This is a genomic window from Streptomyces sp. NBC_00094, from assembly GCF_026343125.1.
GTDB lineage: Bacteria > Actinomycetota > Actinomycetes > Streptomycetales > Streptomycetaceae > Streptomyces.
This window is the reverse complement of the sequence record NZ_JAPEMB010000001.1, coordinates 7,923,496-7,950,495: the sequence shown is the minus strand read 5'-3', so window position 1 is coordinate 7,950,495 and position 27,000 is coordinate 7,923,496. Positions and strand designations below refer to the sequence as shown.

General features: G+C 72.7%; 27 protein-coding genes and 1 riboswitch. Of the genes, 11 read left to right on the top strand and 16 right to left on the bottom strand.

The genetic code is table 11. The annotated features are described in order from the left end of the window. Positions 1-94 precede the first annotated feature (94 nt). Positions 95-1,417, top strand: a complete 1,323-nt coding sequence (locus tag OG580_RS35050) for a serine hydrolase (protein ID WP_267047686.1) — start codon at positions 95-97, stop codon at positions 1,415-1,417. Between the two features lie 14 nt (positions 1,418-1,431). Here the strand turns inward: OG580_RS35050 and OG580_RS35045 are convergent, their stop codons facing one another. The 3 genes from OG580_RS35045 to OG580_RS35035 all read right to left on the bottom strand — a co-directional run bounded on the left by OG580_RS35045 (position 1,432) and on the right by OG580_RS35035 (position 3,832). Next, positions 1,432-1,965: a GNAT family N-acetyltransferase gene (locus OG580_RS35045; protein WP_267047685.1), complete on the bottom strand. Its 534-nt coding sequence runs from the start codon at positions 1,963-1,965 to the stop codon at positions 1,432-1,434. 67 nt (positions 1,966-2,032) lie between these two features. Continuing rightward, positions 2,033-2,869 carry a class II fructose-bisphosphate aldolase gene (locus tag OG580_RS35040; protein WP_267047684.1) on the bottom strand — a complete coding sequence of 279 codons (837 nt, stop codon included), beginning with the start codon at positions 2,867-2,869 and terminating at the stop codon, positions 2,033-2,035. A gap of 39 nt (positions 2,870-2,908) precedes the next feature. Beyond that, positions 2,909-3,832, bottom strand: coding sequence for an SIS domain-containing protein (locus OG580_RS35035; protein WP_267047683.1), 924 nt, complete (start codon positions 3,830-3,832; stop codon positions 2,909-2,911). Between the two features lie 148 nt (positions 3,833-3,980). Here OG580_RS35035 and OG580_RS35030 point away from each other — a divergent pair, with 148 nt between their 5' ends. From OG580_RS35030 to OG580_RS35020, 3 genes are all read left to right on the top strand, one after another. Next, positions 3,981-4,784, top strand: a complete 804-nt coding sequence (locus tag OG580_RS35030; protein WP_267047682.1) for a DeoR/GlpR family DNA-binding transcription regulator — start codon at positions 3,981-3,983, stop codon at positions 4,782-4,784. Positions 4,785-5,036: 252 nt separating this feature from the next. Further along, a complete protein-coding gene (locus tag OG580_RS35025; protein WP_267047681.1) occupies positions 5,037-6,737 on the top strand; it encodes an MFS transporter in 1,701 nt (566 codons plus the stop codon). A 199-nt stretch (positions 6,738-6,936) separates the two neighbouring features. Then, a complete protein-coding gene (locus OG580_RS35020) occupies positions 6,937-8,961 on the top strand; it encodes a phosphocholine-specific phospholipase C (protein ID WP_267047680.1) in 2,025 nt (674 codons plus the stop codon). A gap of 192 nt (positions 8,962-9,153) precedes the next feature. Here OG580_RS35020 and OG580_RS35015 read toward each other — a convergent pair whose 3' ends face one another. Beyond that, entirely contained in the window at positions 9,154-9,813 is a 660-nt protein-coding gene (locus OG580_RS35015; protein ID WP_267047679.1) for a hypothetical protein, read from the bottom strand. Positions 9,814-10,190: 377 nt separating this feature from the next. After that, positions 10,191-10,377, top strand: a riboswitch (cyclic di-AMP (ydaO/yuaA leader). 1 nt (position 10,378) lies between these two features. Here OG580_RS35015 and OG580_RS35010 point away from each other — a divergent pair. Continuing rightward, entirely contained in the window at positions 10,379-11,290 is a 912-nt protein-coding gene (locus OG580_RS35010; RefSeq protein ID WP_267047678.1) for a LysM peptidoglycan-binding domain-containing protein, read from the top strand. Here OG580_RS35010 and OG580_RS35005 read toward each other — a convergent pair. The 4 genes from OG580_RS35005 to OG580_RS34990 all read right to left on the bottom strand — a co-directional run bounded on the left by OG580_RS35005 (position 11,284) and on the right by OG580_RS34990 (position 14,515). Next, on the bottom strand, positions 11,284-12,570 hold the full coding sequence (locus OG580_RS35005; protein WP_267047677.1) for a phosphoribosyltransferase family protein: 1,287 nt from the start codon (positions 12,568-12,570) through the stop codon (positions 11,284-11,286). The two genes, OG580_RS35010 and OG580_RS35005, sit on opposite strands and share 7 nt — an antisense overlap. Positions 12,571-12,675: 105 nt before the next feature. Next, on the bottom strand, positions 12,676-13,272 hold the full coding sequence (locus tag OG580_RS35000; RefSeq protein WP_267047676.1) for a hypothetical protein: 597 nt from the start codon (positions 13,270-13,272) through the stop codon (positions 12,676-12,678). 136 nt (positions 13,273-13,408) lie between these two features. Continuing rightward, entirely contained in the window at positions 13,409-13,627 is a 219-nt protein-coding gene (locus tag OG580_RS36215; RefSeq protein ID WP_323182667.1) for a universal stress protein, read from the bottom strand. Between the two features lie 123 nt (positions 13,628-13,750). Next, complete coding sequence (locus OG580_RS34990) at positions 13,751-14,515, bottom strand: alpha/beta fold hydrolase (RefSeq protein ID WP_267047675.1); 765 nt, start codon at positions 14,513-14,515, stop codon at positions 13,751-13,753. A 145-nt stretch (positions 14,516-14,660) separates the two neighbouring features. On the opposite strand from OG580_RS34990, the gene OG580_RS34985 reads away from it, so the two are divergent. From OG580_RS34985 to OG580_RS34975, 3 genes are all read left to right on the top strand, one after another. Further along, positions 14,661-17,399, top strand: a complete 2,739-nt coding sequence (locus tag OG580_RS34985) for a SpoIIE family protein phosphatase (RefSeq protein WP_267047674.1) — start codon at positions 14,661-14,663, stop codon at positions 17,397-17,399. Positions 17,400-17,554: 155 nt separating this feature from the next. After that, positions 17,555-17,803 carry a type B 50S ribosomal protein L31 gene (locus OG580_RS34980; protein WP_267047673.1) on the top strand — a complete coding sequence of 83 codons (249 nt, stop codon included), beginning with the start codon at positions 17,555-17,557 and terminating at the stop codon, positions 17,801-17,803. Between the two features lie 133 nt (positions 17,804-17,936). After that, complete coding sequence (locus OG580_RS34975; protein ID WP_267047672.1) at positions 17,937-18,773, top strand: NAD(P)H-binding protein; 837 nt, start codon at positions 17,937-17,939, stop codon at positions 18,771-18,773. A gap of 291 nt (positions 18,774-19,064) precedes the next feature. On the opposite strand, the gene OG580_RS34970 is transcribed toward OG580_RS34975, so the two are convergent. The 3 genes from OG580_RS34970 to OG580_RS34960 form a co-directional block, all read right to left on the bottom strand. After that, positions 19,065-19,562 carry a peptidylprolyl isomerase gene (locus OG580_RS34970; RefSeq protein WP_267047671.1) on the bottom strand — a complete coding sequence of 166 codons (498 nt, stop codon included), beginning with the start codon at positions 19,560-19,562 and terminating at the stop codon, positions 19,065-19,067. A gap of 127 nt (positions 19,563-19,689) precedes the next feature. Then, positions 19,690-19,911, bottom strand: coding sequence for a hypothetical protein (locus OG580_RS34965; protein ID WP_267047670.1), 222 nt, complete (start codon positions 19,909-19,911; stop codon positions 19,690-19,692). A gap of 30 nt (positions 19,912-19,941) precedes the next feature. Further along, the gene (locus tag OG580_RS34960; RefSeq protein WP_267047669.1) at positions 19,942-20,550 is read right to left on the bottom strand and encodes a DUF6629 family protein; all 609 of its coding nucleotides are present in this window, start codon (positions 20,548-20,550) and stop codon (positions 19,942-19,944) included. 100 nt (positions 20,551-20,650) lie between these two features. On the opposite strand from OG580_RS34960, the gene OG580_RS34955 reads away from it, so the two are divergent. Continuing rightward, the gene (locus OG580_RS34955) at positions 20,651-21,175 is read left to right on the top strand and encodes a hypothetical protein (protein WP_267047668.1); all 525 of its coding nucleotides are present in this window, start codon (positions 20,651-20,653) and stop codon (positions 21,173-21,175) included. A gap of 61 nt (positions 21,176-21,236) precedes the next feature. Here OG580_RS34955 and OG580_RS34950 read toward each other — a convergent pair whose 3' ends face one another. The 3 genes from OG580_RS34950 to OG580_RS34940 form a co-directional block, all read right to left on the bottom strand. Continuing rightward, positions 21,237-21,740: an NUDIX domain-containing protein gene (locus OG580_RS34950; RefSeq protein WP_267047667.1), complete on the bottom strand. Its 504-nt coding sequence runs from the start codon at positions 21,738-21,740 to the stop codon at positions 21,237-21,239. Positions 21,741-21,836: 96 nt separating this feature from the next. After that, complete coding sequence (locus tag OG580_RS34945) at positions 21,837-22,721, bottom strand: YhjD/YihY/BrkB family envelope integrity protein (protein WP_267047666.1); 885 nt, start codon at positions 22,719-22,721, stop codon at positions 21,837-21,839. A gap of 83 nt (positions 22,722-22,804) precedes the next feature. Beyond that, positions 22,805-23,278, bottom strand: a complete 474-nt coding sequence (locus OG580_RS34940) for a helix-turn-helix domain-containing protein (RefSeq protein WP_267047665.1) — start codon at positions 23,276-23,278, stop codon at positions 22,805-22,807. A gap of 111 nt (positions 23,279-23,389) precedes the next feature. Between OG580_RS34940 and OG580_RS34935 the strand changes: the two genes are divergently transcribed. Beyond that, a complete protein-coding gene (locus OG580_RS34935) occupies positions 23,390-23,905 on the top strand; it encodes a PaaI family thioesterase (RefSeq protein WP_267047664.1) in 516 nt (171 codons plus the stop codon). Positions 23,906-23,914: 9 nt separating this feature from the next. On the opposite strand, the gene OG580_RS34930 is transcribed toward OG580_RS34935, so the two are convergent. Together OG580_RS34930 and OG580_RS34925 are read right to left on the bottom strand one after the other, a co-directional pair. Further along, complete coding sequence (locus OG580_RS34930; RefSeq protein ID WP_267047663.1) at positions 23,915-24,280, bottom strand: luciferase family protein; 366 nt, start codon at positions 24,278-24,280, stop codon at positions 23,915-23,917. 158 nt (positions 24,281-24,438) lie between these two features. Beyond that, entirely contained in the window at positions 24,439-25,755 is a 1,317-nt protein-coding gene (locus OG580_RS34925) for a PP2C family protein-serine/threonine phosphatase (RefSeq protein ID WP_267047662.1), read from the bottom strand. Between the two features lie 182 nt (positions 25,756-25,937). On the opposite strand from OG580_RS34925, the gene OG580_RS34920 reads away from it, so the two are divergent. After that, positions 25,938-26,807, top strand: coding sequence for a MoxR family ATPase (locus OG580_RS34920; protein ID WP_267047661.1), 870 nt, complete (start codon positions 25,938-25,940; stop codon positions 26,805-26,807). Positions 26,808-27,000: the final 193 nt, after the last annotated feature.

Genomic DNA, 27,000 nt, shown 5'->3' with positions numbered 1-27,000 from the left:
CCGGGCCCCTCGGCGCACCGCTGCCGTGCGCCGTGCCGAACGATCCGAACGTTCCGGAAGCACCGGAAGAACCGGAAGAAGTCGAGGAACCACCGTGCCCCTGACGTCGCACCGCCGCCTGGCCGTGAGCGCCACCCTGATCGCCGCGCTCGCATCGGCTGTCGCCCCGGCCACCAGCGCGTTCGCCGCCCCTGACGCTCGATCCGCCGATGCCACCGCCATCAGCTCCGCCTCCGTCACCGCCTCCGAGTCCACGACCGTGCCCGTGCCCGCGCCCGACATGGAGGGTGTGACTGCCGCTCTGAACGCGGCGATGGCCAACGGCGCACCGGGCGCCATGGCCCGGTACGTCGGCCCCGACGGGGTCCAGAGCCGCACCGTCGGGGTGCGTGACCGCGTCTCGGGCGCGGCCATGGACGTCCACGCGCGCTTCCGGATCGGCAGCGTCAGCAAGACGTTCTCGACCGTCGTCCTCCTCCAGCTCGTGGAGGAGGGCGAGCTGGAGCTCGACGCGCCCGTCAACACGTATCTGCCCGGGCTGCTCCCCGACGACCGCATCACCGTCCGCCATCTGCTGACGCACCGCAGCGGCCTGGCCGACTACACGGACGCCATGTTCCAGAACACCGTGCCCGGCTTCGAGGCGGTACGGAACCGGGTGTTCAGCTACCAGGAGCTGGTCGACCTCTCCCTGAAGCTGCCCCGGACGACCGAGCCGGGCGTGGCGTACAAGTACTCGAACGCCAACTTCGTGGTCGTCGGCATGCTCATCGAGAAGGCCACGGGCCGGTCGGTGGCGAACGCGTACGAGCGCCGCATCTTCAAGCCGCTGAAGCTGCGCTCGACCTCGTACGTGCACCCCGACACCCGTATCAAGGGCCTGCACGTACGCGGCTACCTGCACCCCGACGAGGCCGGTGCCCCGCTCGTCGACTCCACGGAGCAGACCGTGTCCTGGGCGCAGTCCGCCGGGGCCGTCATCTCCACCCCCGGGGATCTGAACACCTTCACGAGCGCGCTCCTGCGCGGCAGGCTGCTCTCCCCGGCGATGCTGGACGCGATGACGACGGTCACGCCGACGGACGCCACGAACACCCGGTTCTACGGGCTCGGGCTGCGCCGCTACAACCTGTCGTGCGGCACGCAGATCTTCGGCCACACCGGGACCGTGCAGGGCTTCTACACGTACGCCTTCTCGACCCGGGACGGGCGCCGCAGCCTCTCGGCGGTGGCGAACACGTCGAACCACGGCTCCGCGAACACGGCGCTCGGCGGGACGCTCGAGGCCGCGTTCTGCGGCAAGAAGCCGGCGCCTGCGGCGTCCTCGCGCGCGGCCGCCGAGCCCACGGCCGGTGAGTCCACGGCCGGTGACCTCACCTCACGGCCGGCGGAGCGGGACCTGCCCGAGCGGCACTGATCCCGGGGCGCGGGTCAGGCCTCGTACTCGGTGAGGTCGATGGCGTAGACGCGCAGCGGGACGTCGAAGACCGGGTGGGTCGCCTCGCGCTCGGCGGCCATGCCGAGCTTCCCCAGGATGTTCTCGGCCGCCGTGTTGCTGATGTGGGTGAGGGCGACGACCCGGTCGAGCCCCCGGTCCTGGAGCGAGTACTCCAGGACCGCGTGGGCGGCCTCGGAGGCGTACCCCTGGCCCCAGAAGGGCCTGCCCAGACGCCAGCTGATCTCCACCTCCGACATCAGCTCGGGCAGCGCCTCCGGCACGGACAGACCGGCGAAGCCGATGAGCTCGCCGGAGGCGATGAGCTCGATGGCGAACAGCCCGAAGCCCTCGTCGTCCCACTCCTCCTCGTACCGCTCGATGTCCTCGGCGGTCTCCTCCAGATCCCGCACCGAGCCGTCCCCGATCCATCGCATGACCTCGGGGTCGGCGTTGATCTCGGCCAGCGGGACGAGGTCGTCGTCGGTCCAGCGTCGGAGGATGAGGCGGGGGGTACGGATCTCGGTCATGCCTCCATCCTGACGCATGCGCCACCACCCGAACGCCACGGTCCCGCGGCCGGTGCGGCCGGCCCCGTCAGGACGGGGACAGGACCGTCAGGAGGTGCGAGACCTCCCGTGCGACCGCCGACCGGGCCGGCGTGAGGTAGTGACGGGGGTCGAACGCGGTGGGATGGTCGGCCAGGTGGGTGCGGATCGCCTGGGTGAAGGCCTTGTTGAGGTGGGTGGAGACGTTGATCTTCGTCATGCCCGCCGCGATCGCCGCCGCGAGGTCCGCGTCCGAGACGCCCGAGGAGCCGTGCAGGACCAGCGGGGTGTCGACCGCGGCCCGCAGCCGGGCGATCAGGGCGAAGTCGAGGACCGCGTCCCGGGTCACCATCTGGTGGGCGCTGCCGACCGCGACGGCCAGCGCGTCCACGCCGGTGGCCGCCACGAAGGCGCGGGCCTCCTCGGGGTCGGTGCGGACGCCGGGGGTGTGCGCACCGCCCTTGCCTCCGACCTCGCCCAGCTCGGCCTCCACCCAGACGCCGTGGCGATGGCAGTGCTCGACGACCTCGCAGGTCGCGGCCACGTTCTCCGCGTACGGCAGTTTCGAGGCGTCGAACATGACCGAGCCGAGGCCGAGCGCGACCGCCTCGCGTACGAGGTCGGGGTTCTCGGCGTGGTCGAGGTGGACCGCCACGGGGACCTTCGCCGCCCGGGCGACGGCCAGCGACGCGAGGGCGACCGGCTCCAGGGCTCCGTGGTAGCGGACGGTGTTCTCGCTGATCTGGAGGACGACCGGACGGTCGGCGGTCTCCGCACCGGTGACGATGGCCTGTGCGTGTTCGAGCTGGAGGACGTTGAACGCCCCCACACCCGTACCGGCCGCGCGGGCCCGGCGGACGATCTCATCGGTCGGCGTCAGCGGCATGGTCTTCCTTCGCGGGTGTCGGTGGCTACGGGGCGGCGGTCAGGCATGGTGGTCGGCCAGGACCACGGAACGGGTCAGGTTGCGGGGGGTGTCGGGGTTGAGGCCCTGCGCCTCGGCGACGGCCACCGCGAGCCGCTGGGCCCTGATCAGGTCCGCGAGGGGGTCGAGGTCGCTCTCGACGACGGTGCCGCCGACCTTGCGCACCTCGTCCGCGAGGCCGGCCGGGAGGGTGCCGAAGCCCCAGGCGACGCGTCCGGGGCCGGTGATGCTGATCGGACCGTGCCGGTACTCCATCGCCGGGTACGACTCCGTCCACGCCCCGGCGGCCTCGCGCATCTTCAGCCCGGCCTCCAGGGCGAGGCCGTACGTCCAGCCGGTGCCGAGGAAGGTGAACTGCTCGGCGGTGCGGACCGCTTCGTCGAGCGGGACGGCGAGGGCGCGCTCGGCGTCCTCGGCGGCCTCCGCGAGGGGGCGCACGCCCTCGGGCAGGGCGCCCTCGGTCTCCAGGTGCGCGCGGAACAGGGCGAGCGCCGTGGTCGCGAAGCGGGTCTGGACGACCGACTCCTCGTCGGCGAAGTCCAGGACGGCGACCTCGTCGGCGAGGTCCATCACCGGGGTCGTGGGGTCGGCCGTGAGCGCGCCCGTCGGCACCTCGCCGCGCAGGCGGGAGAGAACGGCCAGCACCTCGCTCGTGGTGCCGGAGCGGGTGATGGCGACGACCCGGTCGTAGCGGCGGCCGTAGGGGAACTCGGAGGCGGCGAAGGCGTCGGTCTCGCCGTGGCCGCCGGCCTCGCGCAGTTCGGCGTAGGCCAGGGCCATGAACCAGGAGGTGCCGCAGCCGATCACGGCGACCCGCTCGCCCCGGCGGGGCAGGGCGGCGGTGTGCCGGGGAAGGGTACGGGCCGCCTGGCGCCAGGTGGCCGGCTGGGAGGCGATCTCCACTGCGGTGCGAGAGGTGGTCATGCAGGACTCCTTGCAAGAAGGGTGCGCGAGGAATGATTGAAGATGCGTGAAGATGGGTTCATTCAAGCAGATACACGCATCGCGTTGCCAGATCCCTGCTGATCGACGGATAGAATCGGACGCGCGCACGAAGGGGAGGGATGGATCCATGTCCAAGCACGAGCGGTGGAACACGCTCCTGGAGTTGCTGGCGGCCTCGGGGAAGGTCGAGGTGGAGGAGGCGGCGACCACGCTGGCCGTATCCGCCGCCACGATCCGCCGGGACCTCGACGAACTCGCCGAGCAGCAGCTGCTCGTACGGACCCGGGGCGGGGCGGTCGCCCACGGCGTGTCGTACGAACTGCCGCTCCGGTACAAATCGGCGCGGCACGCCTCCGAGAAGCAGCGGATCGCCGCGGCGACGGCCGATCTCGTCGCGCCGGGGGAGGTCGTCGGGCTCAACGGCGGTACGACGACGACGGAGGTGGCGCGGGCGCTCGCGCTGCGGTTCGCGAGCGGCAGGCCGGAGGGGCCGGGCGCGGTCGCGGCCGGGCCGGCGCTGACGGTCGTCACCAACGCGCTGAACATCGCCGGCGAGCTCGCGGTGCGGCCACAGATCAAGATCGTCACGACGGGCGGGGTGGCGCGTCCGCAGACGTACGAGCTGGTCGGACCGCTGACCGTCGGCGTCCTCAACGAGGTCGTGCTCGACGTCGTGGTCCTCGGGGTCGACGGAGTCGACCCCGAACTGGGCGTCATGGCCCACCAGGAGGACGAGGCGAGCATCAGCCGGCTCTTCGCCGAGCGGTCGAGCCGGGTCGTCGTCGTCACCGACTCCTCCAAGATGGGCCGCCGGGCGTTCGCCCGCATCTGCGGCCTGGACCGGATCGACCTCCTGGTCACGGACACCGGCATCTCGGCGGAGGCGGTGGCGCAGCTCACCGAGGCGGGGGTGGAGGTCCTCACCGTCTGACGCGGCCGGGGGGCCGCAGCGGTCGGCGCGGCGAGACGCACCCGTCGAGGCGACCGGAGCGCCCTCCCCGCCTCGACCGGCCGCCATGATGGTTCGTCAGCACCCGCCCCATGCCCTCGGGATGCGGAGTCCGTCCGCTCCGCTTAGCGTTCGGTGACGGCTGCCGGACGCGTGTCCGGAGCCGCCTCGGGACGCCCGCGAGTCATCGCCCCGGCACCACGCGGGCACAGGTGGCAGGGGTGGGGAGTACGTGTGACGTCCGAGCGAGTCCAAGCCGTGGATGCCGATCCCCGCCGATGGAAGGCCCTGGGCGTGCTCGCCCTGGGGCTCTCGATGATCGTTCTCGACGGCACCATCGTGGGTGTCTCGCTGCCGGTCGTCATCGACGCACTCGGCCTGGACTTCACCGACGCCCAGTGGGTGAACTCCGTCTACTCGGTGGTCTTCGCGGCCCTCCTCATCGTCTCGGGTCGGCTCGGGGACCGGCTCGGCCGACGCCGGCTGTTCATCGGCGGCGTGGTGCTGTTCGCGTTCGGCAGCATGCTCGCGGCGGACGCCACGTCCGCGACCTCGCTGATCGTCGGCCGGGTGGTGCAGGGCATCGGCGGCGCCGGCGTCCTGCCCGCGACGCTGTCCTCGGTGAACACCCTCTTCCGGGGCCGGGAGCGGACGATCGCCTTCGCCATCTGGGGATCGGTGATCTCGGGCATGGCCGCGCTCGGTCCGTTGCTCGGAGGCTGGCTGACGACCTCCTTCACCTGGCCGTGGATCTTCCTGGTCAACCTCCCGATCTGCGTCGCCGTCATCGTGGGCACCCTGCTGTGGGTGCCCGAGACCCGGGCGCGCGACGGAGCGGAGGGCTTCGACATCGCGGGCGTGGTGCTGAGCGCCGGGGGCTTCGGGCTCCTCGTCTTCGCGCTGATCGAGGGCCAGTCCTACGGCTGGTGGGAGCCACTGAAGGACCTTCACCTCCTCGGTCTCACCTGGAGCACCGACGCGCCCGTGTCGCCCATCCCCGTGTGCCTGGCAGCCGGGCTGCTCATGCTGGGCGCGTTCGTGGCCGTCGAGCGCCGCCGCGCGGCACGTGGCGCCTCGGTCCTGGTGAACCTCCATCTGTTCGACTCGCGCGGCTTCCTCTGGGGGAACACCGCGGCTCTGCTGGTCGCGCTCGGCGAGTTCGGGCTGCTGTTCGTCCTGCCGCTCTACCTGGTCAACGTCCTGGGCCTGAGCACCCTGGGCGCCGGTGTGGTCCTGGCGGTCATGGCCCTCGGCGCCTTTCTGGCCGGCGGGCTCACCGAGGGCCTGGCCCGGCGGATGCCGCCCGTGCGGATCGTCCGGATCGGGCTGGCCCTGGAAGCCGGCTTCGTCGCCCTGACGGCGGTCGTCGCCACCGCGCACACCGCACCCTGGCTTCTGGCGCTGCTCCTCGCCGGCTACGGGCTCGGCCTCGGGTTCGCCTCGGCCCAGCTGACCGGCACCGTCCTCGCGGAGGTGCGCGTGGAGCAGTCCGGGCAGGGTTCCGCCGTCCAGAGCACGGCCCGCCAGGTCGGCTCCGCCCTCGGCGCCGCCGTCATCGGAGGCCTGCTCTCCCTGCAGCTCGCCCACACCCTGCCCGACCATGTCGACGAGGTCCCCGGGATTCCCCCGCAGGTGTCGAGCCAGTTGGTGGAGGCGACGCGCCAGTCGGCGGGCTCTGCCATCGACACCCTGCGCGCGCAGGGGACCGACGGCCCGTTGGGTGCCGCGACTCCCGCCGCGGTGTCCGCCCTGGACGACGGCTTCGCCGAGGCGACCCGTACCACGCTCTTCGCCGCCTCCGGGTTCCTCGCCCTTGGCCTGGTCGCCGCGTTCCGCATCCCCGGCACCCGGACCGCCCGGAGCACCGCGGCGCGTGAGGCCGGCGGCTCGGCCGCCCCCGACCCCAAGGATGCCGCTCCCGCCGCAGAACGCTGAGCCCCGACAGCCCCCGTCCCCTCGCCCGGCCGACCACATCCCTTATTGGTATGAGGTCGGACCAATCCCCGCACTGGTTTTCCCTGGTCCTTGGTTGTTAATCCAGGAATTACCGCACGGATGTATACCTTTAAGCTCCCCTCCCCCATCATGGCTCCCGACGTGCCGCCCGGGCACGCCGCGACATGAGAGGCGGGGCATGCTTCCCATCAGCCGCAGGGGATTCGTCGGGATCGGCGCGGGGCTCGTCGCCGGGGCGGCGCTGCCGCCCGTCCAGGCGTCGGCCGCCGCGAGCACCGCCACCGGCACGCTCACCGACGTCCGGCACGTGGTGATCCTCATGCAGGAGAACCGCAGCTTCGACCACTACTTCGGCACGCTGCGCGGGGTACGGGGCTTCGGCGACCGCGCCGCGGGCAATCTGCCCGGCGGCTGGGGCATGTTCCACCAGCCCAACTGGGGCGGCCGGCAGTACCCGTGGAAGCTCAGCGACACCCCGCCCGCCGGTGGCATGGACGGCGAGGCCCTCGCCCAGTGCAACGGCGACCTGCCGCACAGCTGGAACTCACAGCACGCGGCCTGGAACAAGGGCCGCATGGACAACTGGGTCACGGGCGTCGGCAACACGCGGACGCTCGGTCACCTGGACCGCGGGGACATCCCGTTCCACCACGCGCTCGCCGACCACTACACGGTCTGCGACGCGTACTTCTGCTCGGCGCTCAGCGCCACCGGCCCGAACCGGACGTTCCTGTGGAGCGGGAAGATCGACGCCTCCAGCAAGGACGGCGGCGACGAGTCGGGGCTGACCTGGGAGACGTACGCCGAGGCGCTCCAGCGCGCCGGGGTGAGCTGGAAGGTCTACCAGAACGCGCAGGACAACTACGGCGACAACGGCCTCGCGTACTTCAAGAAGTTCACCGACGCCCGCCCCGGCGACCCTCTGTACGACCGGGGCATGGGCTCGGTCCCCAAGGTCACCGGTTCGACCCCGGACGACATCGCCGCCGCGATCCGCGCCGACGTCGTGGCGGGCACGCTGCCGCAGGTGTCGTGGGTGGTGGCGAGCGAGGCGTTCTCCGAGCACCCCTACGCCCCGCCCGGGGACGGCGCGCACTTCGTCGACCTCGTCTACCGCGCGCTGGCGGCCGACGCCGAGGTCTTCGACTCGACGGTGATGATCCTCAACTACGACGAGAACGACGGGTTCTTCGACCACGTGCCGCCGCCGGTGGCCCCGCCCGGGACCCCGGGCGAGTACCTCGACGGCGCGCCGATCGGGCTGGGCTTCCGCGTCCCGATGGTTGTCATGTCCCCGTGGACCCGGGGTGGTTGGGTGAGCTCGGAGGTCTTCGACCACACCTCCGTCCTGCGCTTCATGGAGACCTGGACGGCGGCCCTCGGTACACCGGCCACCTGCCCGAACATCAGCGCCTGGCGGCGCCGGGTGACGGGCGACCTGACGAGCGTCTTCGACTTCGCCCACCCCGTGTACGGAGTGCCCGCCGGCCTCCCGTCCACGGCGAAGGTGATCGGCCAGGCCACCTGCGGCCCGCTGCCGAACCCGGCGCCCCAGAACAACGCGCTGCCCGCCCAGGAGTCCGGCACCCGCCCGGCGCGCGCCCTGCCGTACCAGGTGAACGGCAACCTCGACCGGTTCGAGTTCGGGTCCGCGGGCAAGATCCTGGCCTGGTTCTCGATGACGAACCAGGGGGCCGAAGCCAAGCGGGCGGCGCACTTCTCCATCCACCCGCACCAGCACCGCGACACGGCGGCCTGGCAGTACACCGTCGACCCGGGCGGCACGGCCTCCGACTACTTCAACATCGGGCTGGGACACGGCTCCGGGAAGTACGACATCTCGATGATGGGCCCCAACCGCTTCCTGCGGCGTTTCATCGGTGACGCGTCCAAGGCGGGCAAGGCCGTGGAGGTCGCGGCCCGGTTCGCGCCCGAGGCAGGGTCGGGCCGGACGGCCCTGTGGCTGAAGATGACCAACACCTCGGCCGGACCGGTGACCTTCACGATCCGCTCGAACGCCTACCGCTCGGACGGGCCGTGGACGTACACGGTTCCGGCGAACTCCAGCCGCGAGGACTACTTCAACGCGGTGGCCTACAACGGCGGCTGGTACGACTTCACGATCCTCGCCGACATCGACGGCACCTGGTCGCGTCGGTACACGGGTCACATCGAGTCCGGAGCCCCGAGCGTCACCGGCTGACCCCGGCCGACCTCCGCCGCTTTCGGGAGGCAGCCGACTGCCGGGCGACGGTCGAGACCGTCGCCCGGCGAGTGCCTGAGTGGCCGGGGGTACGTCGGCGACCGGCGGCTGCGTCGGCGTCCGGGCGGGTTCGTCGGCGTCCGGGCGGGTTCATCAGCGTCCGGGCGGGTTCATCAGTGGTCGTAGGGTGCGTCAGCGACCGGCGAGCTCGGCGCGGCGGATCGTGGCGTCGAGGAGGCCCACCGCGTCGGCGGCCGTCCGGCCGGGGGCCCGGTTCCACGGTCCGATCAGCTCGCGCCACCCCTGCGACCGCAGCTCGGTCATGATCCAGGCCGCCGCCTCGTTCATGGTGTCCGCGCTCCCGTAGCCGAGGCGGTGGGCGGCGAGGAGGGCGCCGCAGACGCACCGGGCCCCCCGGACGTCGCGCAGCTTGTACGGGGCGTTCTGCCAGCCCCATTCCGTGAGCACCAGACGCGCGTAACCCAGGTGCACCGAGGGTCGCAGCTCGGCCCGGCCGATGCGGCGCCAGGCATGGAGACGGTCCGGGAGTACGGCTCCGATCCGCCCGGGCAGCCGGCGCTCGGCCGGAGCCGGCGGCGGCAGCGCGTCGAGCGCGTCGGCCACGAGCCGGTCCACGGGCACGGAGAGCAGGGCCCGCCAGTCGGCTCGCTCCGGCCCGGGTTCCAGCGTGGGTCTCCACCCGGGTTCCCCCGCGACTTCCGGTGCGGGTTCCCGTGTGGGGGTGGTCCAGTCCGTGACGATGCGCTGCCAGGTGGCGCTCTCGAAGAGGGCGGCCGCCTCGCGATCGAGGGCGTCAGGGCTGGGCGGGGTGGTCGTGGGCGTGGGCGACATCGTGGGACTCCTGGGTCGGGTGGATCCCATCTTTCAAGAAGAATGTCTGGTTTGCGACTTTTAGCCACTCGGGCGCACCCGCCTCACGCCTGCCGCACTCCCACGCGAGCGAAGGGCCCATCAGGGTCAATTTCCGCCCATTTGCTCACCAACGGAATTACATCGCATATTCGGACATTGTTCGCCGGGTGATGCGGTTCACTTTTCCCGCACCCGGCCACGGACCAGAACACCCGGAGGCCGTACCGCGCACGGAAGTTCGGTGGGCCCGGAGCTCGGTCGATCTTGAATTACCGGAATTCGGTGATCCTTTCCCCCGAGAAGCGGATCCTCTCCCCTTGTTATCCGCCGCATTACTGGCCTACGGTCACCCCCATTCGAGCGGAACGCCTAATCCTGCCGCCGCTTGAAACACCTCCCATTTCACCCGACGGCAGGAGCGGGGGACCCACGAATTCGCCGGTCCGGAATCCGGAACGGCTCGGGGTGAAGCCGCGTGCTCGCGGCCGGACATCTCCCGTCCGAACCCGACAGCTCACCCCGCAGGCGCCGGAGAGGAACCGTCATGCCTGCTCACGGTAAGCACCGCCGCCCCCGCCGCCACACCGTCTCCCGTGGCCTCGCACTCGCAGGCACAGGCGGAGTCGCCCTCGCTCTGCCGCTGATCGTCCCCGCCACGGCCGGCGCCGAGACCGTCTCGGCCGCACCGAAGGCCGCCACGACCGCGCCGACCGCCGCTGTCGCGGCACCCGCGGCTCTCGCGGCACCGTCCGCGCCGACCGCGCCCGCCGCCACCCGCACGTACACCGTGGTGAGCGGCGACTCGCTTTCCCTGATCGCCCGGAAGAAGGGAATTCAGGGCGGCTGGAAGTCGATTTACCGGGCCAACAAGGCGGCCGTGGGTGACAATCCGTCACTCATTCACCCCGGTCTCGAACTGACGATTCGTCGGAATTCCGCGAAGGCCGCCCCCGCGCCGGAGAACGCCCGGAAGAAGAGCTCCGCCACGACCGACCGCGCGAGCCGCTCCGAGCGCCGCGCGGCCCCGGCCACCGGTACGTCGGGCGCCTCCGCGGCGCAGGCCGCCCCCGCCGCCGCCCCCGCCCCCGCCGCCGCCCCCGCCGTCCAGGCGGCCCCGGCGGCCGCCACCCAGTACCCCGACAACCTCGACGGCTGGATCCGGGAGTCGCTGGCCATCATGGCGCAGCACGGCATCCCCGGTTCGTACGACGGAATCCTCCGCAACGTCATGCGCGAGTCCTCGGGCAACCCCCAGGCCATCAACCTCTGGGACTCCAACGCCGCGGCCGGCACCCCCTCGAAGGGCCTGCTCCAGGTGATCCAGCCGACCTTCGACGCCTACCACGTGCCGGGCACGTCCACCGACCTGTTCGACCCGGTCGCCAACATCACGGCCGCCTGCAACTACGCGGCCGACCGCTACGGCTCCATCGACAACGTCAACGGGGCCTACTGAGGCCGGAAGTGCCCCGCGAACCAGGAGGTGGCGAGCTCCGCCACCTCCTCCAGGGCACCTGGCTCCTCGAAGAGATGGGTGGCGCCCTCCACGACGGTCAGCCGGTTCTCGCAGCGCAGCAGTGACTGCGCCCGCCGGTTGAGGTCCAGCACGAGCGCGTCCCGGCCGCCCACCACGAGGAGGGTCGGGGCGCGCACCCCGGCCAGGCGGTCGCCCGCCAGGTCGGGCCTGCCCCCGCGCGAGACGACGGCGGCGACGCCGGAGCCCGGATCGGCCGCCGCCCACAGCGCGGCGGCCGCGCCCGTGCTCGCCCCGAAGTAGCCGAGCGGCAACCCGGCGCTCTCGGGTCGGGCGGCCAGCCACTCCGTGGCGCTCACGAGTCGGCCGGCGAGGAGCGGGGTGTCGAAGACATGCGCCCGGTCGACCGCCTCGGCCTCGGTGAGCAGGTCGAACAGCAGCGTTCCCAGGCCCGCCTTGTTCAGGGCGTCCGCGACCGACCGGTTGCGCGGGCTGTGCCGGCTGCTGCCGCTTCCATGGGCGAACAGGACGATGCCCGCCGCTCCGTCGGGCACGGCGAGCCGCCCGGCGAGGGTTGCCCCGGTCGCCGGGATCCGCACGTCCCAGTCCCGGACGACGGGCCCCTGCACGGCCCGGATCCGATCGAGACAGGCGAGCACCTCCGCGTCGGACGTCTGCGAGAAGTCCCCGTAGAACTGGCCGATCGCGTAGAAGAAGTCGGGCTCGCGGACGCTGACGGTCTCGTCTGCCTCGCCCCCGAGGCGAGTGGTCCAGCCGTGCGGCGCGACCGGCACCGCGAGGACGATCCGCGCGGCCCCCTTGGCACGGACCACCCGGCAGGCGGCCAGGGCCGTGGCGCCCGTGGCGAGCCCGTCGTCGACGATGACGACCGTCCTGCCGTCCAACGGCACGGGCTCCCGGCCACCCCGGTAGCGACGAGTGCGCTGTTCGAGCTCGACACTCTCGCGCTTCTCCACGGCCGCGAGGTCCCGCTCCCCCACCCCGGTCTCGCGCAGCACCCGCTCGTTGAGGACCCGGACACCGCCCTCGCCGAGCGCGCCCATGGCGAGCTCCGGCTGGTACGGCACCCCCAGCTTCCGCACGAGACAGATGTCGAGGGGCGCGCCGAGCGCGTCGGCGACCTGCGCGGCCACCGGAACCCCGCCGCGCGGGAGGCCCAGGACCACGACGTCCTGCCCCTTGAGGTGGTCGAGACGGGCGGCGAGCTGCCGGCCCGCGTCGGTGCGATCGCTGAACTCCATGGTTCGCCGCCCTTCCGCGTCCGCGGCCGGGCCCGGGGCGGAACGGTGTGCCCCGTCCCCTGCCCATCCCTCCAGCGTAGACGGGTCACCGCGGAGGGAGACGGGTCAGCGGGACTGCAGGGCGTCGAGGGCTACGGCCTGGGCTATCGCGAGCCGCCGGTCCAGCTCCGGGTCGGCTATGTCCACCACGTACCGGTCGCGGACTCCGAAGATCTTCTCGACGGACATGACGGGCCGGCCTGCCTCCGCGAAGTCGAAGTGGTACGGCACGACGAAGGGGAGCAGCTCCGTGAAGGGCAGGAACTCCCAGACGCGCCGCAGCAGCCCCACGGTCCTGTTCCGCTCCTGGCCCGTGGTCTCCTGCCGCGCCCCGTCCCGGCTCAGGTGCCAGGTGCTGCGCAGGAGGGAGGCGCCGAAGTCCTTGCGGAAGCCGCCAAGGCGCGCGCCGGAGGCGCCGTGCACGTCGTAGGTCGCGCCGAGGTCGATGACCTGGCGGGCCGAGAAGGTGAAGAGGACCTGCCGCTGGGACTCGTCGGTGTAGAAGGTGACGTGCTCCTTGAAGGCCATCCGCTTCTGGTGGGCGAAGGCGACGACCTCGGCCTCCTCTCCGTCGGGGCCCAGGGTGTGCACCAGATAGCGATTGGCCATCAGCGTGACCTTCTGCCGCACCAGGAAGCGGTGCTGCGACTGCGCGAGGCCCATCGGTCGTACTCCTGCCGGTCGTGGACGGTCCGTCGGAGACCGTCCGTGGGGACGTGAGCACGATGATCCGGTGCGACGGGGGCACGCCGCTGTCCTCGAAAGTCGTCGGTCGCCTCGACCTTCGGATGAGCGGCCCTCACCGCTCCCCGGAGCCGTCCCGCCGGATGAAGGCGTGGACGACGGTCAGTCGCGCTCCGCGTACGCGTGCCTCGTGAGCGGCGGCCTCCACGGCCCGCAGCGCGGACTCGGAGCCGTCCGCCCCGACCAGTACGGAGCCGGGGCCGTCGCCGCGCCCACCGCCCGCGCCCTGCGCCTGGCCCTGCGGCCTTTCCCGCTCCCTCTCGACCCGTCCCATCACGCGCCTCCCGCCTTCCGGTCCGCCGGCCGGTGCGCTCGCGCACCCGTACACCCGTCGGATGCCCGGCGACCGGGGTGTCACCCGGGACGGAAGTCCCCGGTGACACCGTGGAAGGTCCCGTCAGGCGGCGAGGAAGGCCTCGATGGCCTCGGCGAGGGCCTGCGGGGTCTCCTCGGGCGCGTAGTGGCCCGCGTCCTTGAGCACCTCGAGGCGCGCGTTGGGGTACCAGCGCAGCCAGGTCGCCTCCATCGCCTCCGTACCGAGCGCCGGGTCGTGGGCGCCGACGACGAGCAGGACGGGGGTCGGGTTGTCGCGGACGCGCTCGTGGAAGTCCGGGCCGGACCAGGAGTCCAGGTAGGCGCGGAAGGCCGTCGCCGAGGAGCGGTTGACGGAGCGGTCCACGAGCGCGCTCAGCCATGCGTCGTCGTACCGGCTGCCGGTGGTGTTGTCGATGATCGCGCGCCGGTTCGCCGGTGACTCGGCGGCGCCCGCGAAGAGCTCCCAGGTCGCCCCGTCGAGCGGGAACCCGGCGGCGGAGACGGGCGAGATACCGACGATCGAGCGGATCCGGTCGGGCGCGTCCAGCAGCATCAGCTGGGCCGCCTTGCCGCCCATCGAGTGGCCGATGACGGAGAACGACTCCCAGCCGAGGTCGTCGGCGACGGCGAGGGCGTCGGCGGCGACCTCCTCCATCGTGTAGGCGCCCTCGACGTCACGGGCCTCGCCGTAGCCCCGGCAGTCGACGAAGGCGTACGTGCCCGCGGTGTCGTCGAGGTGGGCGCGGAGCGGCGCGAAGCTGGTCCGGTCACCGAACCAGTTGTGGAGGACGAGGGCCCGCCCTGGACCTTCGCCTTGAACGTCGTACGGAAGAACCCGGCCCGTCATCGTGCCCCCTGGCAGCGAGGTGGTGGCGCCGCGTCGGCGGCGGTGGTCGACGACCGAGTGTGACGGCGCGGGCGCGTGCGGTCAACATGGCCGGGGTACGGAGAGCCCCCCGCGCCCCGGGCACACCGCGCGCGCCGGGTCCGGGATGCGGGGCCTTCCTCGACGGGCGCATCCTGACTGTGTGACCTCGCACGGCACGTCCGGCCCCGGCCCGGCGGGCGGTCCTGGGCGTCCGTCCGGGACCGGGGCTGCCCACGGGCCCCCTTCGGGCGTGCTGACGCGGACGCTGGCGGAGGCGGCGCTGCGGGCGATCGAGGCCGTGGGCGGGTACGCGGGCGGGGTGTACCTGCGTTCCGAGACGCCGGGGCTGCTGCGGCTCGCGGTCCTCGTGGGTTTGCCGGGGCCGTTGTTCCGCCCGTGGTGGCGGATGCATGTGAACAGGCCGTTCCCCGTGGCCGAGGTCCACCGCTCGGGGCAGGCCGTCCAGCTCGCCGACGTCGAGGACACGATGCGGCGGTTCCCCCAGTTCGTGGCGAGCCTGCCGTTCCCCTTCGCCTCGCTGTACGCGCCCGTCGTCGCGGGCCGGGAACGCTTCGGGGTGCTCGTGGCGCTGCGCTCGCCGAGCCCGGGCGAGGACGTGAGCGCGCGCGACCGGAAGCGGATGACCGCCGACGCCCTGCGCCTCGGCACGACGCTGTCCGCCCTGTCGGAGCTCGGGACGGCGACCACGTGGCGCGGCGACCCGGTGTGCGTGCAGCTGTCCGCCGGGGCCGCGCCGCCGGTTCGGTTCGGTTCCTTCGACTGGGACCTGGACTCCGGCACGGTCACGATGGACGTCGGGCTGCGGGAGATCCTCGGGACCGGGGTGGCCTCGCCCTGCTCGATCGAGGTACTGACCTCACGGCTGGACGCGGAGGACGCGTACGCGCTGTGGGCGGCTGCCCTGCAGGCGACGGGGACGGACGGGCGCCCTGCGGTGCGCAGGATCCGGCTGAAGGGCCCGGACGGCGGGCTGCACCTCCTCGAAGTGTCCGCCAGGACCCGTCAGGACCCGCCGAAGGCCCCGGAGCCACCGGACGGGTCACCTGCGCCGGGCGCGCCGGACACTCCAGACGCCCCGGCCCCGGCCGCAGGCCCTCCCCATGCCGGCGACCGGCTCGCGGGCACGCTCGTCGACCTGGGGACGGGCCTCGTCGGCTCGGACGCCACGGACCGGCTGCCCCGGGCGATCCTGGCGATCGACCGGCTGGGCCGGATCACGTACCTCAACGAACGTACGGAGCGGCTGCTCGGGCGGCCGCGCGGCGCGCTCGCGGGGCGGCCCCTGTGGGAGGCCCTGCCCTGGTTCGGTCTCCCCTTCCACGAGGAGCAGCTCCGCGCCTCGCTGCTCTCCGACGACCCCGTGCGCTTCCTGGCCCGTCCGGGACGGGGCCGGTGGCTTTCGGTCTCGCTGTATCCGGGTCGGGACGGCGTGACGATGGTCCTGGTTCCGGCGGACGACCCCGTGCGGCTCTCCCCGGACACGGGCACAGGCACAGCCACGAGCACGGGGGCGGCCACAAGCACGGAACCGGACAAGGACAAGGACGCGGACGCGGACGCGGACGCGGACAGGCGTATCGTCCCTCCGGACCCGGGCGTGGACGACGAGCCCGCCGATCGCGGCGACCGGGCGGCTGCCCTGTACCGGCCGGTGGCGCTGGCGATCGCCCTCTCGGAGGCGGTGACGGCCCGCCAGGTGTCGGCCGTGGTGACGGAGGAGCTGCTGCCGGCCTTCGGCGGGCGACAGCTGGCGATCTATCTGCTGAGCGACCGGCGCCTGTACCTGGCCTGGGAGACCGGCTTCCCGACCGGTTTCCTCGAACCCTTCGACGGTGTCGCACTGGACTCCCGCATGCCGGGCGTGGACACACTGACGAGCGGTCGGCCGCTGTTCTTCGAGTCGATGGAACAGCTCAGGCTGGCGTACCCCGGGCTGCCGCTCGACGCGCACGCGGGCGCGCGTGCCTTCCTGCCGCTGATCGCCTCGGGACGGCCGGTGGGTTCCTGCATCCTCGGCTTCGACCGTCCGCGCGCTTTCAGCTCGGAGGAGCGGACCGTGCTCACCGCCCTGGCCGGCCTGATCGCGCAGGCGCTGTCGCGGGCACAGCGGTACGACACGGAGTCGGCGGTCGCGCGGGGGCTGCAGGACGCACTGCTCCCGCACCGGCTGCCGGTGCGGGACGGGGTGGAGACGGTGGGCCGCTATCTGCCGGGCACCGAGGGCATGGACGTGGGCGGCGACTGGTACGACGTGATCGAGGCGGGCCAGGGCCGGCTCGCCCTGGTGATCGGCGACGTACAGGGGCACGGCGTGGCGGCCGCGGCGACTATGGGGCAGCTGCGCAGCGCGGTGCGGGCGTTCGCGCTGGGCGGTCATCGGCCGCAGGACGTCATGCGGGGCACCAACCGCCTTCTCATCGACCTGGACCCCGGGCAGTTCGCGAGTTGCTGCTACGTCCTGCTCGACCCCCTTACGGGAGAGGTGCGGGCGGTACGGGCCGGGCATCCGCAGCCGCTGCTGCTGCGCCCGGACGGGACGGCGCTGCCGGTGGAGCTGGCGGGCGGGGTGGTGCTGGGGGTCGACGCCCGGGCCTCGTACCCGGTCACTCGCTTCCGGCTCGCGCCCGGAGCCGTACTCGCGCTGTTCACCGACGGGCTGATCGAGCGGCCCGGCACGGACATCGACGAGGGGATCGAACGCCTGCGGCAGGCGCTCGCCGCGACGGGATCGATGCCGCTCCCGGACGCGGCGGACCGGCTGATCCGGGAGGCCCGGCAGGCCACGGCCCGACCGGACGACATCGCGCTGCTCCTCGCGGCCCGCTGGCCGGACACCCGCTGAGCATGCATGTCCCCGCACGTCCCCGCGACGTCACCGCACGTCACCCGGTCGGGCCCGTGGCGCTGGTCGGCCGCCGCGGGCGCGGGGAGGCTGGGGGTGCGTCAGGGCGTACGAGTCAGGGCGAGACAACCAGGGCGGAAGCCCGAGGAGGACACGTGCAGCAGGACAAGCAGCCCGAGTACGGACCCGTGGTCTTCCGCGACCGGACGGCCGGGTACGCCTTTCTGACCCGGTCCACCGCGTCCAGCGAGCGGACCATCGAGTGGGACGACGGCAACACGTACCCGGTGATCGACGTGGAGATCTCCTCCGAGAGCCACCCCTTCTACACGGGCACGGCGCGCACGGTGGACTCCGAGGGCCGCATCGCGAAGTTCGAACGCCGCTACGGCGAGGAGAGCTGACGGAGCGAATCCGGTCACGCGGAGATCCGATCGCGAAACTGGCCAGAAGATGGCCAGTTCACCTTCCAGGATGAGGTCACGAAGACGGCGGAGCGTACGTGCTCCGCCGCGGACCCCTGGGAAGGGAACTGCCGTGATCGTGGTGACCGGAGCTACCGGAAACGTCGGACGACCGCTGGTGGAGGCGCTGGCCGCGGCCGGCGAGGAGGTCACGGCGGTGAGCCGTCGCCCCGTCGACGGACTGCCCGCCGGGGTCGCCCACCGGCAGGGCGACCTGGCCGACGTCGATGGCCTCAAGGAGCTGTTCGAGGGCGCGGAGGCCGTCTATCTGCTCGTCGCCGGACTCGGCGACACCCTGCGGCCGCGCGAGATCGTGGCGGCGGCGGTGGCCTGCGGGGTGCGAAGGGTCGTGTTCCAGTCCTCCCAGCTGGTGGGGACGCGGAGCGACTCCGTGTCGCACGCCTTCCTCCGCGCTTTCGAGGAGGCGGTACGGGACTCGGGCCTGGAGTGGACGGTACTGCGGCCCGGCGGCTTCGCCTCCAACGCGTACCTCTGGGCCGAGGGGGTGCGCTCCGCACGTACGGTGGCGGCCCCGTTCGCCGATGTGGCGCTGCCCGTCGTCGACCCGGCGGACATCGCGGAGGTCGCGGCCGCCGCGCTGCGCGATCCGGCGCACGCGGGACGGACGTACGTCCTGACGGGTCCGGTCGCGGTGTCGCCGCGCGAGCAGGTGCGTGCCGTCGCCGAAGCGGTGGGCGAACCGGTGGAGTTCGTGGCGCAGAGCGCGGCGGAGGCACGCTCGCAGCTGGTGCGGTTCCTGCCGGAGGACGCCGTCGACGGCATGTTGTCGGTGATGGGCGAGCCCAGCGCGGAGGAACAGCGGGTGAGCCCGGACGTGGAGCGGGTCCTGGGCCGTGCGCCGCGCCCGTTCTCGGCGTGGGCCAAGCGGAACGCCTTCGCCTTCGCCTGAGGCGAGGAGGCCGAACTGGCCCAACAGGGCCGAACGGCGTCGAACGGGGGCTCAGCTCGCGGGAGGGTGGCCGGGGCGGGGAGCCGCGCCCCATGGACGGTGCGTCCGGCTGGACGTCGTGTCCGGTGGACGGCGTGTCCAGTGGGACGGCGTGTCCGGTGGACGGTGCTCCCCTGCCCCGCCGTGCGGGGCGAGCGAGGGCCTCGGGCCCTCGGCTCGTACTCCGCCGAGGCTACCGATCAGTGCTGCTGGAACCAGTGCTGCTGATCCGGCCTCAGGTCAAGAGCCTGTTCAGACCTTGACGATGCCGGACTCGGCGACCTTGATGGTGGCGCTGGTGGCGCCGGAGCGGGAGCCGAGGCCCTCGATCTTCTTGACCAGGTCCTGGCCCTCGACGACCTCGCCGAAGACGACGTGCTTGCCGTCGAGCCAGTCGGTGACGATCGTCGTGATGAAGAACTGCGAGCCGTTGCTGTTCGGGCCGGCGTTGGCCATCGAGAGCAGGAACGGGCGGTCGTGCTTGAGCTTGAAGTTCTCGTCCGCGAACTTCTCGCCGTAGATGCTCTTGCCGCCGGTGCCGTTGCCGCGGGTGAAGTCGCCGCCCTGCAGCATGAACTGCGGGATGACGCGGTGGAACGGGGAGCCGGCGTAGCCGAAGCCGTGCTCGCCGGTGCACAGCTCGCGGAAGTTCTGCGCGGTCTTCGGGACGACGTCGTCGAAGAGCTTGAAGGTGATCCGGCCCGCGGGCTCGTCGTTGATGGTGATGTCGAAGTAAACGTTGTCGCTCATGGGGACATCCTGTCATTACTCACGCACGGCGCGCGCACGGGCTACCCCCTCCCGGGTCACGGCGCGCCGGTGCCCCGCGCCGCCCTGGAGGACGCGGGGGACCGGTCGCAGCGGTTCGGGCGAGGGGTCAGAGGAGTCCGCCGGTCTGCGGCGCCTGAAGGGCGGAGCCGGCGCCCTGCACGGTCTCGACCGTCTCGACGACGGTCTCGACGCCCTGATCCTCCTGGAGGAGGCCGGTGGCCCCACCGAGGGGGCTCTCGGCGGCGCTGGCCTGCGGCGGCGGGGTGACGAGGGCGGTGACGACGCCTGCGGCGAGGGAGGCGATGGCGAGCATGCTGCGCTTCTTCATGCCCTGGTCAACTGCTGAGGCGCCGAGGGGTTACGGCCGACTTCGGACCCAGGCCAGGAGCACCAGCGACGCGACGGCGGCGAGGGCGCACCAGGTGGAGACGAACTCCGCGCTCCACAGCAGCGCGCAGACGGCGGCTCCGGCTCCGGTCAGAAGCCCGAGCAGCCGCAGGAGCCGGTCGCCTGCGAGGAGCAGGGCGCCGACGGTGGCGAGGAGATAGCCGGCCAGGAGCAGGGCCGCGTACGGAAGGTCGACGACGTACCCGACGGTGTGTCCGCGGATCTCCGCGGTGACCGGGCGTGTCACGAGGTGGTACGCGAGGGCGCCCGCGGTCGCGAGACCCGCCGCGAGCGGTACGAGCGCGCGCCGTCGCCCGGCGGGACGGGCCGCGGTCAGGACGCCGACCGGGACCCAGACGGGCAGCAGGGGCAGCGCGATCACGGCCCAGGCGAGGACGGCGGGGCCCGCTCCCCCGCCGTTGCGCCAGACGGCGGACTCGACGACCTGGTGGGCGCCGAGGAGCAGGGGCAGCGCGGCGAGCGGGACGTCCCCGGCGCGGCGTGCGGAGGCGATCGCGGCCACGCCGACGGCGCCGACCCCGAGGCCGGCCCAGAGGTCGGCCGTCGCGCTCCAGCACATAGCGCACTTCTACCCCATATCGGGTGGAACCGTATGGTTGTGGTGGATGTCTCTGTCAGTGACACCACTGTCCCCGGAGCTGGAGAAATTGGGGGACGTCATGCATCACCGTCACACTCTCGCGGCCGTCGCCGCAGGGATCCTCCTGACCGCCGGAATCGGCGCCACGATCCCGGCAGGCGCTTCGAGCGCCCCGTCCCGCGCCTCCGCACCACCGGCCACGGCCCAGGTCGTCAACGCCCGTTGGGGCGGACACGCCGGCTTCGACCGGATCGTCATCGACATCCGGGGCGCCGTGCCCCCGGTCACCGTCCGGCAGGCGAGCGCCCTGCACTACGACGGCTCGGGGCAGAAGGTCCCCCTCGCGGGGAAGTACTTCCTGCAGATCAGCCTCTCCCCCGCCGCCGCCCACGACGACAACGGAAGGAACGTCTACCAGGGGCCCCGGCTGCTGAAGATCTATCTGCCCACGCTCAAGGGGCTCGCTCTCACCGGCAACTTCGAGGGTGTGGTCACGATCGGAGCGGCCTTCGACACCAAGCCCGCCTTCAAGACCTTCACACTGCACTCCCCTGAGCGCCTCGTGGTCGACATCGCCCACCCGGTCGGCTGCCGGGCTGCCTGAGACGCCACGAAGGGAAGACGGGCACGGGTGGGGCCGTCCGGGCGGACGGCCCCACCCCGCTTCAGTCCACGGAGGCGCCGGCCTCCACGTACACGGTCGATCCCGTCCTGCGGGCCCGGTCGATCTCGGCGAGGCGGGTGAACTCGCTCGGCGTCATCTCGCGCTCCCACTCCGCAAGGCTGCGCACGCTGTACTCGCTGTGCTCATCGGGGTCGAGGACGACGGCGGCGATCTGCTCGTCCGTCAGCTCGCCGCCGTCGAAGATGAAGCCGATGTGGTTGGCCGGCCACTCCTCGCCCCGATCGGTCATGAAATGGGTACCGAGGAGACGCGGCTCCCCGGTGAAGACGAGTCCCGTCTCCTCGTGGCACTCGCGCACCGCCGTCTCCCACGGGGTCTCCCCCGGGTCCATGTTTCCGCCGGGCCACTGCCACAGCTCGGTGCGGTAGGTGGCGCGGAGCTGGAACGGGCGGCCTGCCGTGTCGGTGAAGTACAGGCAGGCGTACGCCGTCGCTCTCGGCAGGGTCGCGACGTACTCGACGGGCGGCAGCCAGATGTTCGCCATGGGCGCTCTCTTTCGACGGGCCGGTGGGACTCCTCCATCCAATCGGCCCCGGGGCCGCCGACCGGCCCGTGACGGGGAGATCACCGGATCGTGTGATCACGGCTGTCGGCGAACCGGGTCAGGAAGCGGAGACCGGCCGATGCGGCGGCGGAGGAGGTGCTCGTGGACGAGGCGCCCGGTGAGGGCGCCTCCGTACACGACGAATCCGACGCCGACGAGCCAGGACTGGAGGACGAGGACGGTACCGAACTGGCCGTACGTGACCGCGTTGGAGGCGATGAGCGGGGAGAACACGAACTGGGAGAAGATCCGCAGCCCGAGGAGGCCGAGCGCCGTGAGGGCGGCGCCGGGGGCGAGCGCGCGCCAGCGGATGCGGCCACAGAGGAGGAAGCGCTGCGACCACCAGAAGAAGAGGAAGGTGCCGATGACGTCGGCGACGGCGACGAGCGCGGTGACCGAGGCCGGGGACTCCTCGGGGGCGGGCGTGGCGACGAAGAGGAGCAGGGCGGCGACGAGGACGGCGAGCCACACGACGTGCCGCCACATGGTGTGCCAGCGGGCGGTGGGGAGGTCCCAGGCACGCTCGTACCCGGTCTGGACCGCGGAGCCGAAGGTGACACCGAACGCGGCGAGGGCCGCGAGACCGAAGGCCGTGGTGCGCTGGAGGGCCTGCCCCGGCTGGCCGAAGAGCCGCTCGACCTCCTCCTGCGAGACCTCGGAGACGCCGAGGCCCTGGACGAGCCAGCGGGCGAAGCCCTGACCCCTGGCGAGGTCGGCCGCCGCGACGACGATGAGGAGGGGCACGAGGGTGAGCAGGCTGAGCGCCGCGAAACCCATGGCGCGGTGCATGAGCTCCATGGCGCGGCCGCGGTTCCACGCGACGCCGACCGGTGAGGCGACGACGCGCGCGTGGAGCCGGTGGAGCCAGTGGCCGTGCTCGGCGGGGGAACCGTCGTCCGGCGGGCCGGGAGTGGGGGGCATGGTTCGTGGGGTACCCGTATGGGAGGTGTGACACCTCCCCTGTGCCGCCGAACGGGTGCAGCCACGCCGGATGGAGGGGTGCGTCAGCGGACGAGCGGGCGGGCTCCCGGGCCCGGCCGGACGGTGACGTCCCGGGCGGCGAGGGTGGCGTGCTCCTCGCCCTCGCACTGGACGACCACACGGACCGGCGCCCCGCAGTCGGTGTGCCGGATGTCGAGCGCGGGGCCCTCGGGGTCCCCCGCGTGGGTGTCGCCCCACTGCTTGAGGGCGAGGAGTACGGGCCAGAGGTCGACGCCCTTGGCGGTGAGCCGGTACTCGTACCGGGTGCGCGCGCCGGGTTCACGGTAGGGCTCCGCGCGCAGGACACCGGCCGCGACGAGCTTGCGGAGGCGGTCGGCGAGGACGGCCTCGGAGAGGCCGAGGTGGCGCCGGAACTCGTCGTACCGGCGGATCCCGTTGAAGGCGTCCCGCAGGATGAGCAGGCTCCACTTCTCGCCCACGAGGTCCAGGGTCCGGCGGACCGAGCAGTTCTCCGTATCCGTCTCCAGCCACTTCATCGTCACACTCTAACCACCTGACTGCGTCGTTGACAGTCAGCTCACACGAGGGCTAGCTTCGCCGTACAGAGTCAGCAGCGTCGACACGGTCGGCGGACACGGAGCGGAGTGGTGACGGTGCGGTCACGGACGGTCGAGTGGCAGGACGCCGGGGTCAGTGCCCGGGCCGCGGGGACGATGGCGGGGCTCGACTTCCTGCGCGAGATGGTGGCCGGGCGGCTGCCCGGGCCTCCGATCGCCGCGCTGCTCGGCTTCACCCTGGAGGAGGTCGAGGACGGCCGTGCCGTGTTCGCCTTCGAGCCGGGCGAGGAGCACTACAACCCGATCGGGAGCGTGCACGGCGGGATGTACGCGACCCTGCTCGACTCGGCCGCCGGCTGCGCGGTGCACTCGACGCTCCCGCAGGGCACGGCGTACACGTCGCTCGACCTGTCGACCCGCTTCCTCCGGCCCATCACCACGGACACGGGGAAGGTCCGGGCCATCGGCACGGTCCTGTCACGCGGACGCCGCACGGCGTTGGCCGAGGCCGGCCTGTACGACTCCGAGGACCGTCTGCTCGGCCACGCGACCAGCACGTGCATGCTGTTCCCGATGCCCGGACAGGGCTCCGGGGGCACGACCTAGGAACGTGGTTCAGCGGATGCCCTGTACCGGGCGGGTGCGGGTGCAGCCGTCCGGAGCGACGTCGGGGACGCCGTTGGCCTGGAGGGCCGCGCTCACCAGCGTGGCGAGCAGGTCGATGTCCGAGCCCATGTCCAGCCGGACCGTCACCCACCCCGATCCGGCGCACAGCCGGACGGCGCTCGACCCCAGGAGGGCCGGGCGCAGTTTCGCGACCATGGCGCGGGTGAGGTGGACGTCGGCCTCGTGCTCCCCGTGGAAGTGCACGATTTCCTGCGTCGCGGTGCCCAGTCCGAGCTCGGCGCCGCAATGGGCGCGGCCGGGGGTCAGCGAGGGCCAGCTCATCAGACGTTCACTGGCATGCCTGGCCGTGTTCATACGAGGAGCGTGCCGGGCCCCGGGGCCGCGCACAAGCATCCTGGCGAAAGAATCCCGCGCAGGTGGGAAACCTGCTGCGGACTTGCCGGTGTGACCGTGTGTCACGGCCTCCCCGCGGGGAGGGAGTGGCGTGGGGTCGACGCGGGAGTGACGTCATGTCACGTGGTCCGACGCGCGCGGACGCGGGCCGCGAGGACGGCCACGTCGTCCTCGGCCTGGTGGGCGCCGAGGCGGTGCAGCACCTCGTCGACGACCTGTTCCGGGCCCGGGTCCGGGGGCAGCCGGAGCGCGGCGAGGCGCGCCAGCGACACGTCGATGTCCTCGCCGCGGCGCTCGACGAGGCCGTCGGTGAAGAGCAGCAGCGTCTCGGCCGGAGTCAGGGGGCGGGTGACGGGCTCGTAGCCGCCGACCCCGGTGCCCAGCGGCGGGCCGACCGGGAGGTCGACCAGCTCCGCCGAACCGTCCGCGCCGAACACGGCGGGCGGCAGGTGGCCCGCGCTGGCGAAGGTCGCGGCGCCGCGGGCCGGGTCGACCCGGACGAGCAGGCAGGTGGCGGGGCGTCGGGCGTCGTCCCCGGCGACGACGGAGTCCAGGTGGCGCAGGACCCGGTGGGGCGGCAGGTCGGTGGCGGCCACCTCGCGGAGCACCGTGCGGTACGCGTTCATGTCCACGGCCGCGTCCAGGCCGTGGCCCATCACGTCGCCGACGACGAGGAGGGTGCGGCCGAAGTGGAGCCGTACCGTCTCGAACCAGTCGCCGCCGACGAGGGTGTGGTGCCCGGCGGGCAGATAGCCGCCCGCGATCTCCAGGTTGGGATGCGGCCGGCCCGGCTCGGCGACGAGGGCGCGCTGGAGGTGGAGCGCGGTGTCCTCGGTGACGGCCAGGCGGCGCGCGTGCCGGATGTGCCGGGCGGCGAGCCGCGCGGCGTGGTGGAGGACGGCGGCCTCGTGATCGGCGAAGGAAGCGCCACCGGTACGGGTGACGGTGACCGCGCCGAGGGGCTTCTCGTCGCGGCCGACGGCGAGCTCGGCGGTGAGGGTGCGCACGGGGGTGTCGGATCCGGGGGTGTCGGATCCGGGGGCTTCGGAGCCGGGGGATCCGGAGCCGGGGGATCCGGAGCCGGGGGCTTCGGAGCCGGGGGATCCGGAGCCGGGGGCTTCGGACGATCCAAGGGTTTCGGGCGCGCGGGCTGCGGGCGCGACGGAATCCGGCCCGCCGGGTGCGTCGCGCGTGGGGGCCTCGGAGCCGGGGCCCGACCGGTGCGACTCCGTCGCTGTTCTCGCCGTCGCGGCGCGGCGGGCCGGGGTGCCCGGCTCCGTGAAGAGGTCGACCGTCACCGAGCCGCCCAACCGGCGCACGAGGAAGCCGGCGAGCTCGCGGCAGGTGTTCGTCTCGTCGAGCGTCGTACCGATCTCGCCGATCGCCTGCTCCATCGCCCGCACCCTGGCCAGGAGTGCCTCGTCCCGTTCCGCCACGACACCTCCACCGCCGCGCGGTTCTCCCGGCGGCGTACCCGGTCCCCCCATTGGACCAGCGGGTCGCGTTCCGCGCGCGGGCAGGGACCTCGCGCGGAACGGTTGTGCGGCGCTCCGGCATCTGATCAAGTACCACCGAGGCTACTGGCCAGTAAGAGTTTCCGCTCCCCGGGGGGACAGACATGACGACCGGATTCTTCAGCTCCGTCGACGACGTCGCCGAGCGACTCGCCACGACCGGCTACCTGGCGTCGCGGGCCGTCGCCACCACCGTCTTCCTCGCCGACCGGTTGGGCAAGCCCCTCCTGGTCGAGGGGCCCGCCGGAGTCGGCAAGACGGAGCTCGCCAAGGCCGTCACCGAGGTGACGGGCGCCCGGCTCGTCCGGCTCCAGTGCTACGAGGGCGTCGACGAGTCCCGCGCGCTGTACGAGTGGAACCACGCCAAGCAGCTGCTGCGGATCACCGCCGGCCGCGGCGAGTCCTGGGACGAGACGCGGACGGACATCTTCTCCGAGGAGTTCCTGCTCGCCCGGCCGCTGCTGACCGCCATCCGCTCCGAGGACCCGACCGTCCTCCTCGTCGACGAGACCGACAAGGCCGACGTCGAGGTGGAGGGCCTGCTCCTGGAGGTCCTCAGCGACTTCCAGGTGACCGTCCCCGAGCTCGGCACGATCAGGGCGGCGCGCCGGCCGTTCGTCGTGCTCACGTCGAACGCGAGCCGCGAACTCTCCGAGGCGCTGCGGCGGCGCTGTCTCTTCCTGCACATCGACTTCCCGGAGGAAGAGCTGGAGCGCCGGATCGTGACCCTCAAGGTCCCGGGGCTCGACGCCGCGCTCGCCACGTCCGTCGTACGGGTCGTGGGGGCGCTGCGGACGATGGACCTGCGCAAGGCGCCGTCGGTCTCGGAGACGATCGACTGGGCCCGCACGCTGCTGGCGCTCGGCGCGGACCGGCTGGACGAGCGGGTCGTACGGGACAGCCTGGGGGTCCTTCTCAAGCACCAGGAGGACATCGTGAAGGCCGCGGCCAAGCTCGACCTGGACGCGGTGTGAGCCCGACGGACCCGGCCGGGTCGACGGCGGAGACCGGGGCAACGGCGGAGACCGGCTCGACGGGTGAGACCGGCTCGACGGCGGCGTCCAGGTCGACGGCGGCAGCCGGGTCGACGGCGGCAGCCGGGTCGACGGCGGCAGCCGGGTCGACGGCGGCAGCCGGGTCGACGGCGGCAGCCGGGTCGACGGCGGA

Excerpts from the sequence above, each read along its gene's own strand:
- OG580_RS34985 (WP_267047674.1), top strand. The coding sequence starts at position 14,661 with ATGCGGGGCCTTCCTCGACGGGCGCATCCTGACTGTGTGACCTCGCAC.
- OG580_RS35000 (WP_267047676.1), bottom strand. The coding sequence starts at position 13,272 with ATGGGCCTCGCGCAGTCGCAGCACCGCTTCCTGGTGCGGCAGAAGGTC.
- OG580_RS34970 (WP_267047671.1), bottom strand. The coding sequence starts at position 19,562 with ATGAGCGACAACGTTTACTTCGACATCACCATCAACGACGAGCCCGCG.
- OG580_RS35005 (WP_267047677.1), bottom strand. The coding sequence starts at position 12,570 with ATGGAGTTCAGCGATCGCACCGACGCGGGCCGGCAGCTCGCCGCCCGT.
- OG580_RS34950 (WP_267047667.1), bottom strand. The coding sequence starts at position 21,740 with ATGGCGAACATCTGGCTGCCGCCCGTCGAGTACGTCGCGACCCTGCCG.
- OG580_RS35020 (WP_267047680.1), top strand. The coding sequence starts at position 6,937 with ATGCTTCCCATCAGCCGCAGGGGATTCGTCGGGATCGGCGCGGGGCTC.
- OG580_RS35015 (WP_267047679.1), bottom strand. The coding sequence starts at position 9,813 with ATGTCGCCCACGCCCACGACCACCCCGCCCAGCCCTGACGCCCTCGAT.
- OG580_RS34940 (WP_267047665.1), bottom strand. The coding sequence starts at position 23,278 with ATGAAGTGGCTGGAGACGGATACGGAGAACTGCTCGGTCCGCCGGACC.
- OG580_RS34930 (WP_267047663.1), bottom strand. The coding sequence starts at position 24,280 with ATGAACACGGCCAGGCATGCCAGTGAACGTCTGATGAGCTGGCCCTCG.
- OG580_RS35040 (WP_267047684.1), bottom strand. The coding sequence starts at position 2,869 with ATGCCGCTGACGCCGACCGATGAGATCGTCCGCCGGGCCCGCGCGGCC.
- OG580_RS35045 (WP_267047685.1), bottom strand. The coding sequence starts at position 1,965 with ATGACCGAGATCCGTACCCCCCGCCTCATCCTCCGACGCTGGACCGAC.
- OG580_RS35035 (WP_267047683.1), bottom strand. The coding sequence starts at position 3,832 with ATGACCACCTCTCGCACCGCAGTGGAGATCGCCTCCCAGCCGGCCACC.
- OG580_RS35030 (WP_267047682.1), top strand. The coding sequence starts at position 3,981 with ATGTCCAAGCACGAGCGGTGGAACACGCTCCTGGAGTTGCTGGCGGCC.
- OG580_RS34965 (WP_267047670.1), bottom strand. The coding sequence starts at position 19,911 with ATGAAGAAGCGCAGCATGCTCGCCATCGCCTCCCTCGCCGCAGGCGTC.
- OG580_RS34945 (WP_267047666.1), bottom strand. The coding sequence starts at position 22,721 with ATGCCCCCCACTCCCGGCCCGCCGGACGACGGTTCCCCCGCCGAGCAC.
- OG580_RS35010 (WP_267047678.1), top strand. The coding sequence starts at position 10,379 with ATGCCTGCTCACGGTAAGCACCGCCGCCCCCGCCGCCACACCGTCTCC.
- OG580_RS34955 (WP_267047668.1), top strand. The coding sequence starts at position 20,651 with ATGCATCACCGTCACACTCTCGCGGCCGTCGCCGCAGGGATCCTCCTG.
- OG580_RS36215 (WP_323182667.1), bottom strand. The coding sequence starts at position 13,627 with ATGGGACGGGTCGAGAGGGAGCGGGAAAGGCCGCAGGGCCAGGCGCAG.
- OG580_RS34960 (WP_267047669.1), bottom strand. The coding sequence starts at position 20,550 with ATGTGCTGGAGCGCGACGGCCGACCTCTGGGCCGGCCTCGGGGTCGGC.
- OG580_RS34920 (WP_267047661.1), top strand. The coding sequence starts at position 25,938 with ATGACGACCGGATTCTTCAGCTCCGTCGACGACGTCGCCGAGCGACTC.
- OG580_RS34990 (WP_267047675.1), bottom strand. The coding sequence starts at position 14,515 with ATGACGGGCCGGGTTCTTCCGTACGACGTTCAAGGCGAAGGTCCAGGG.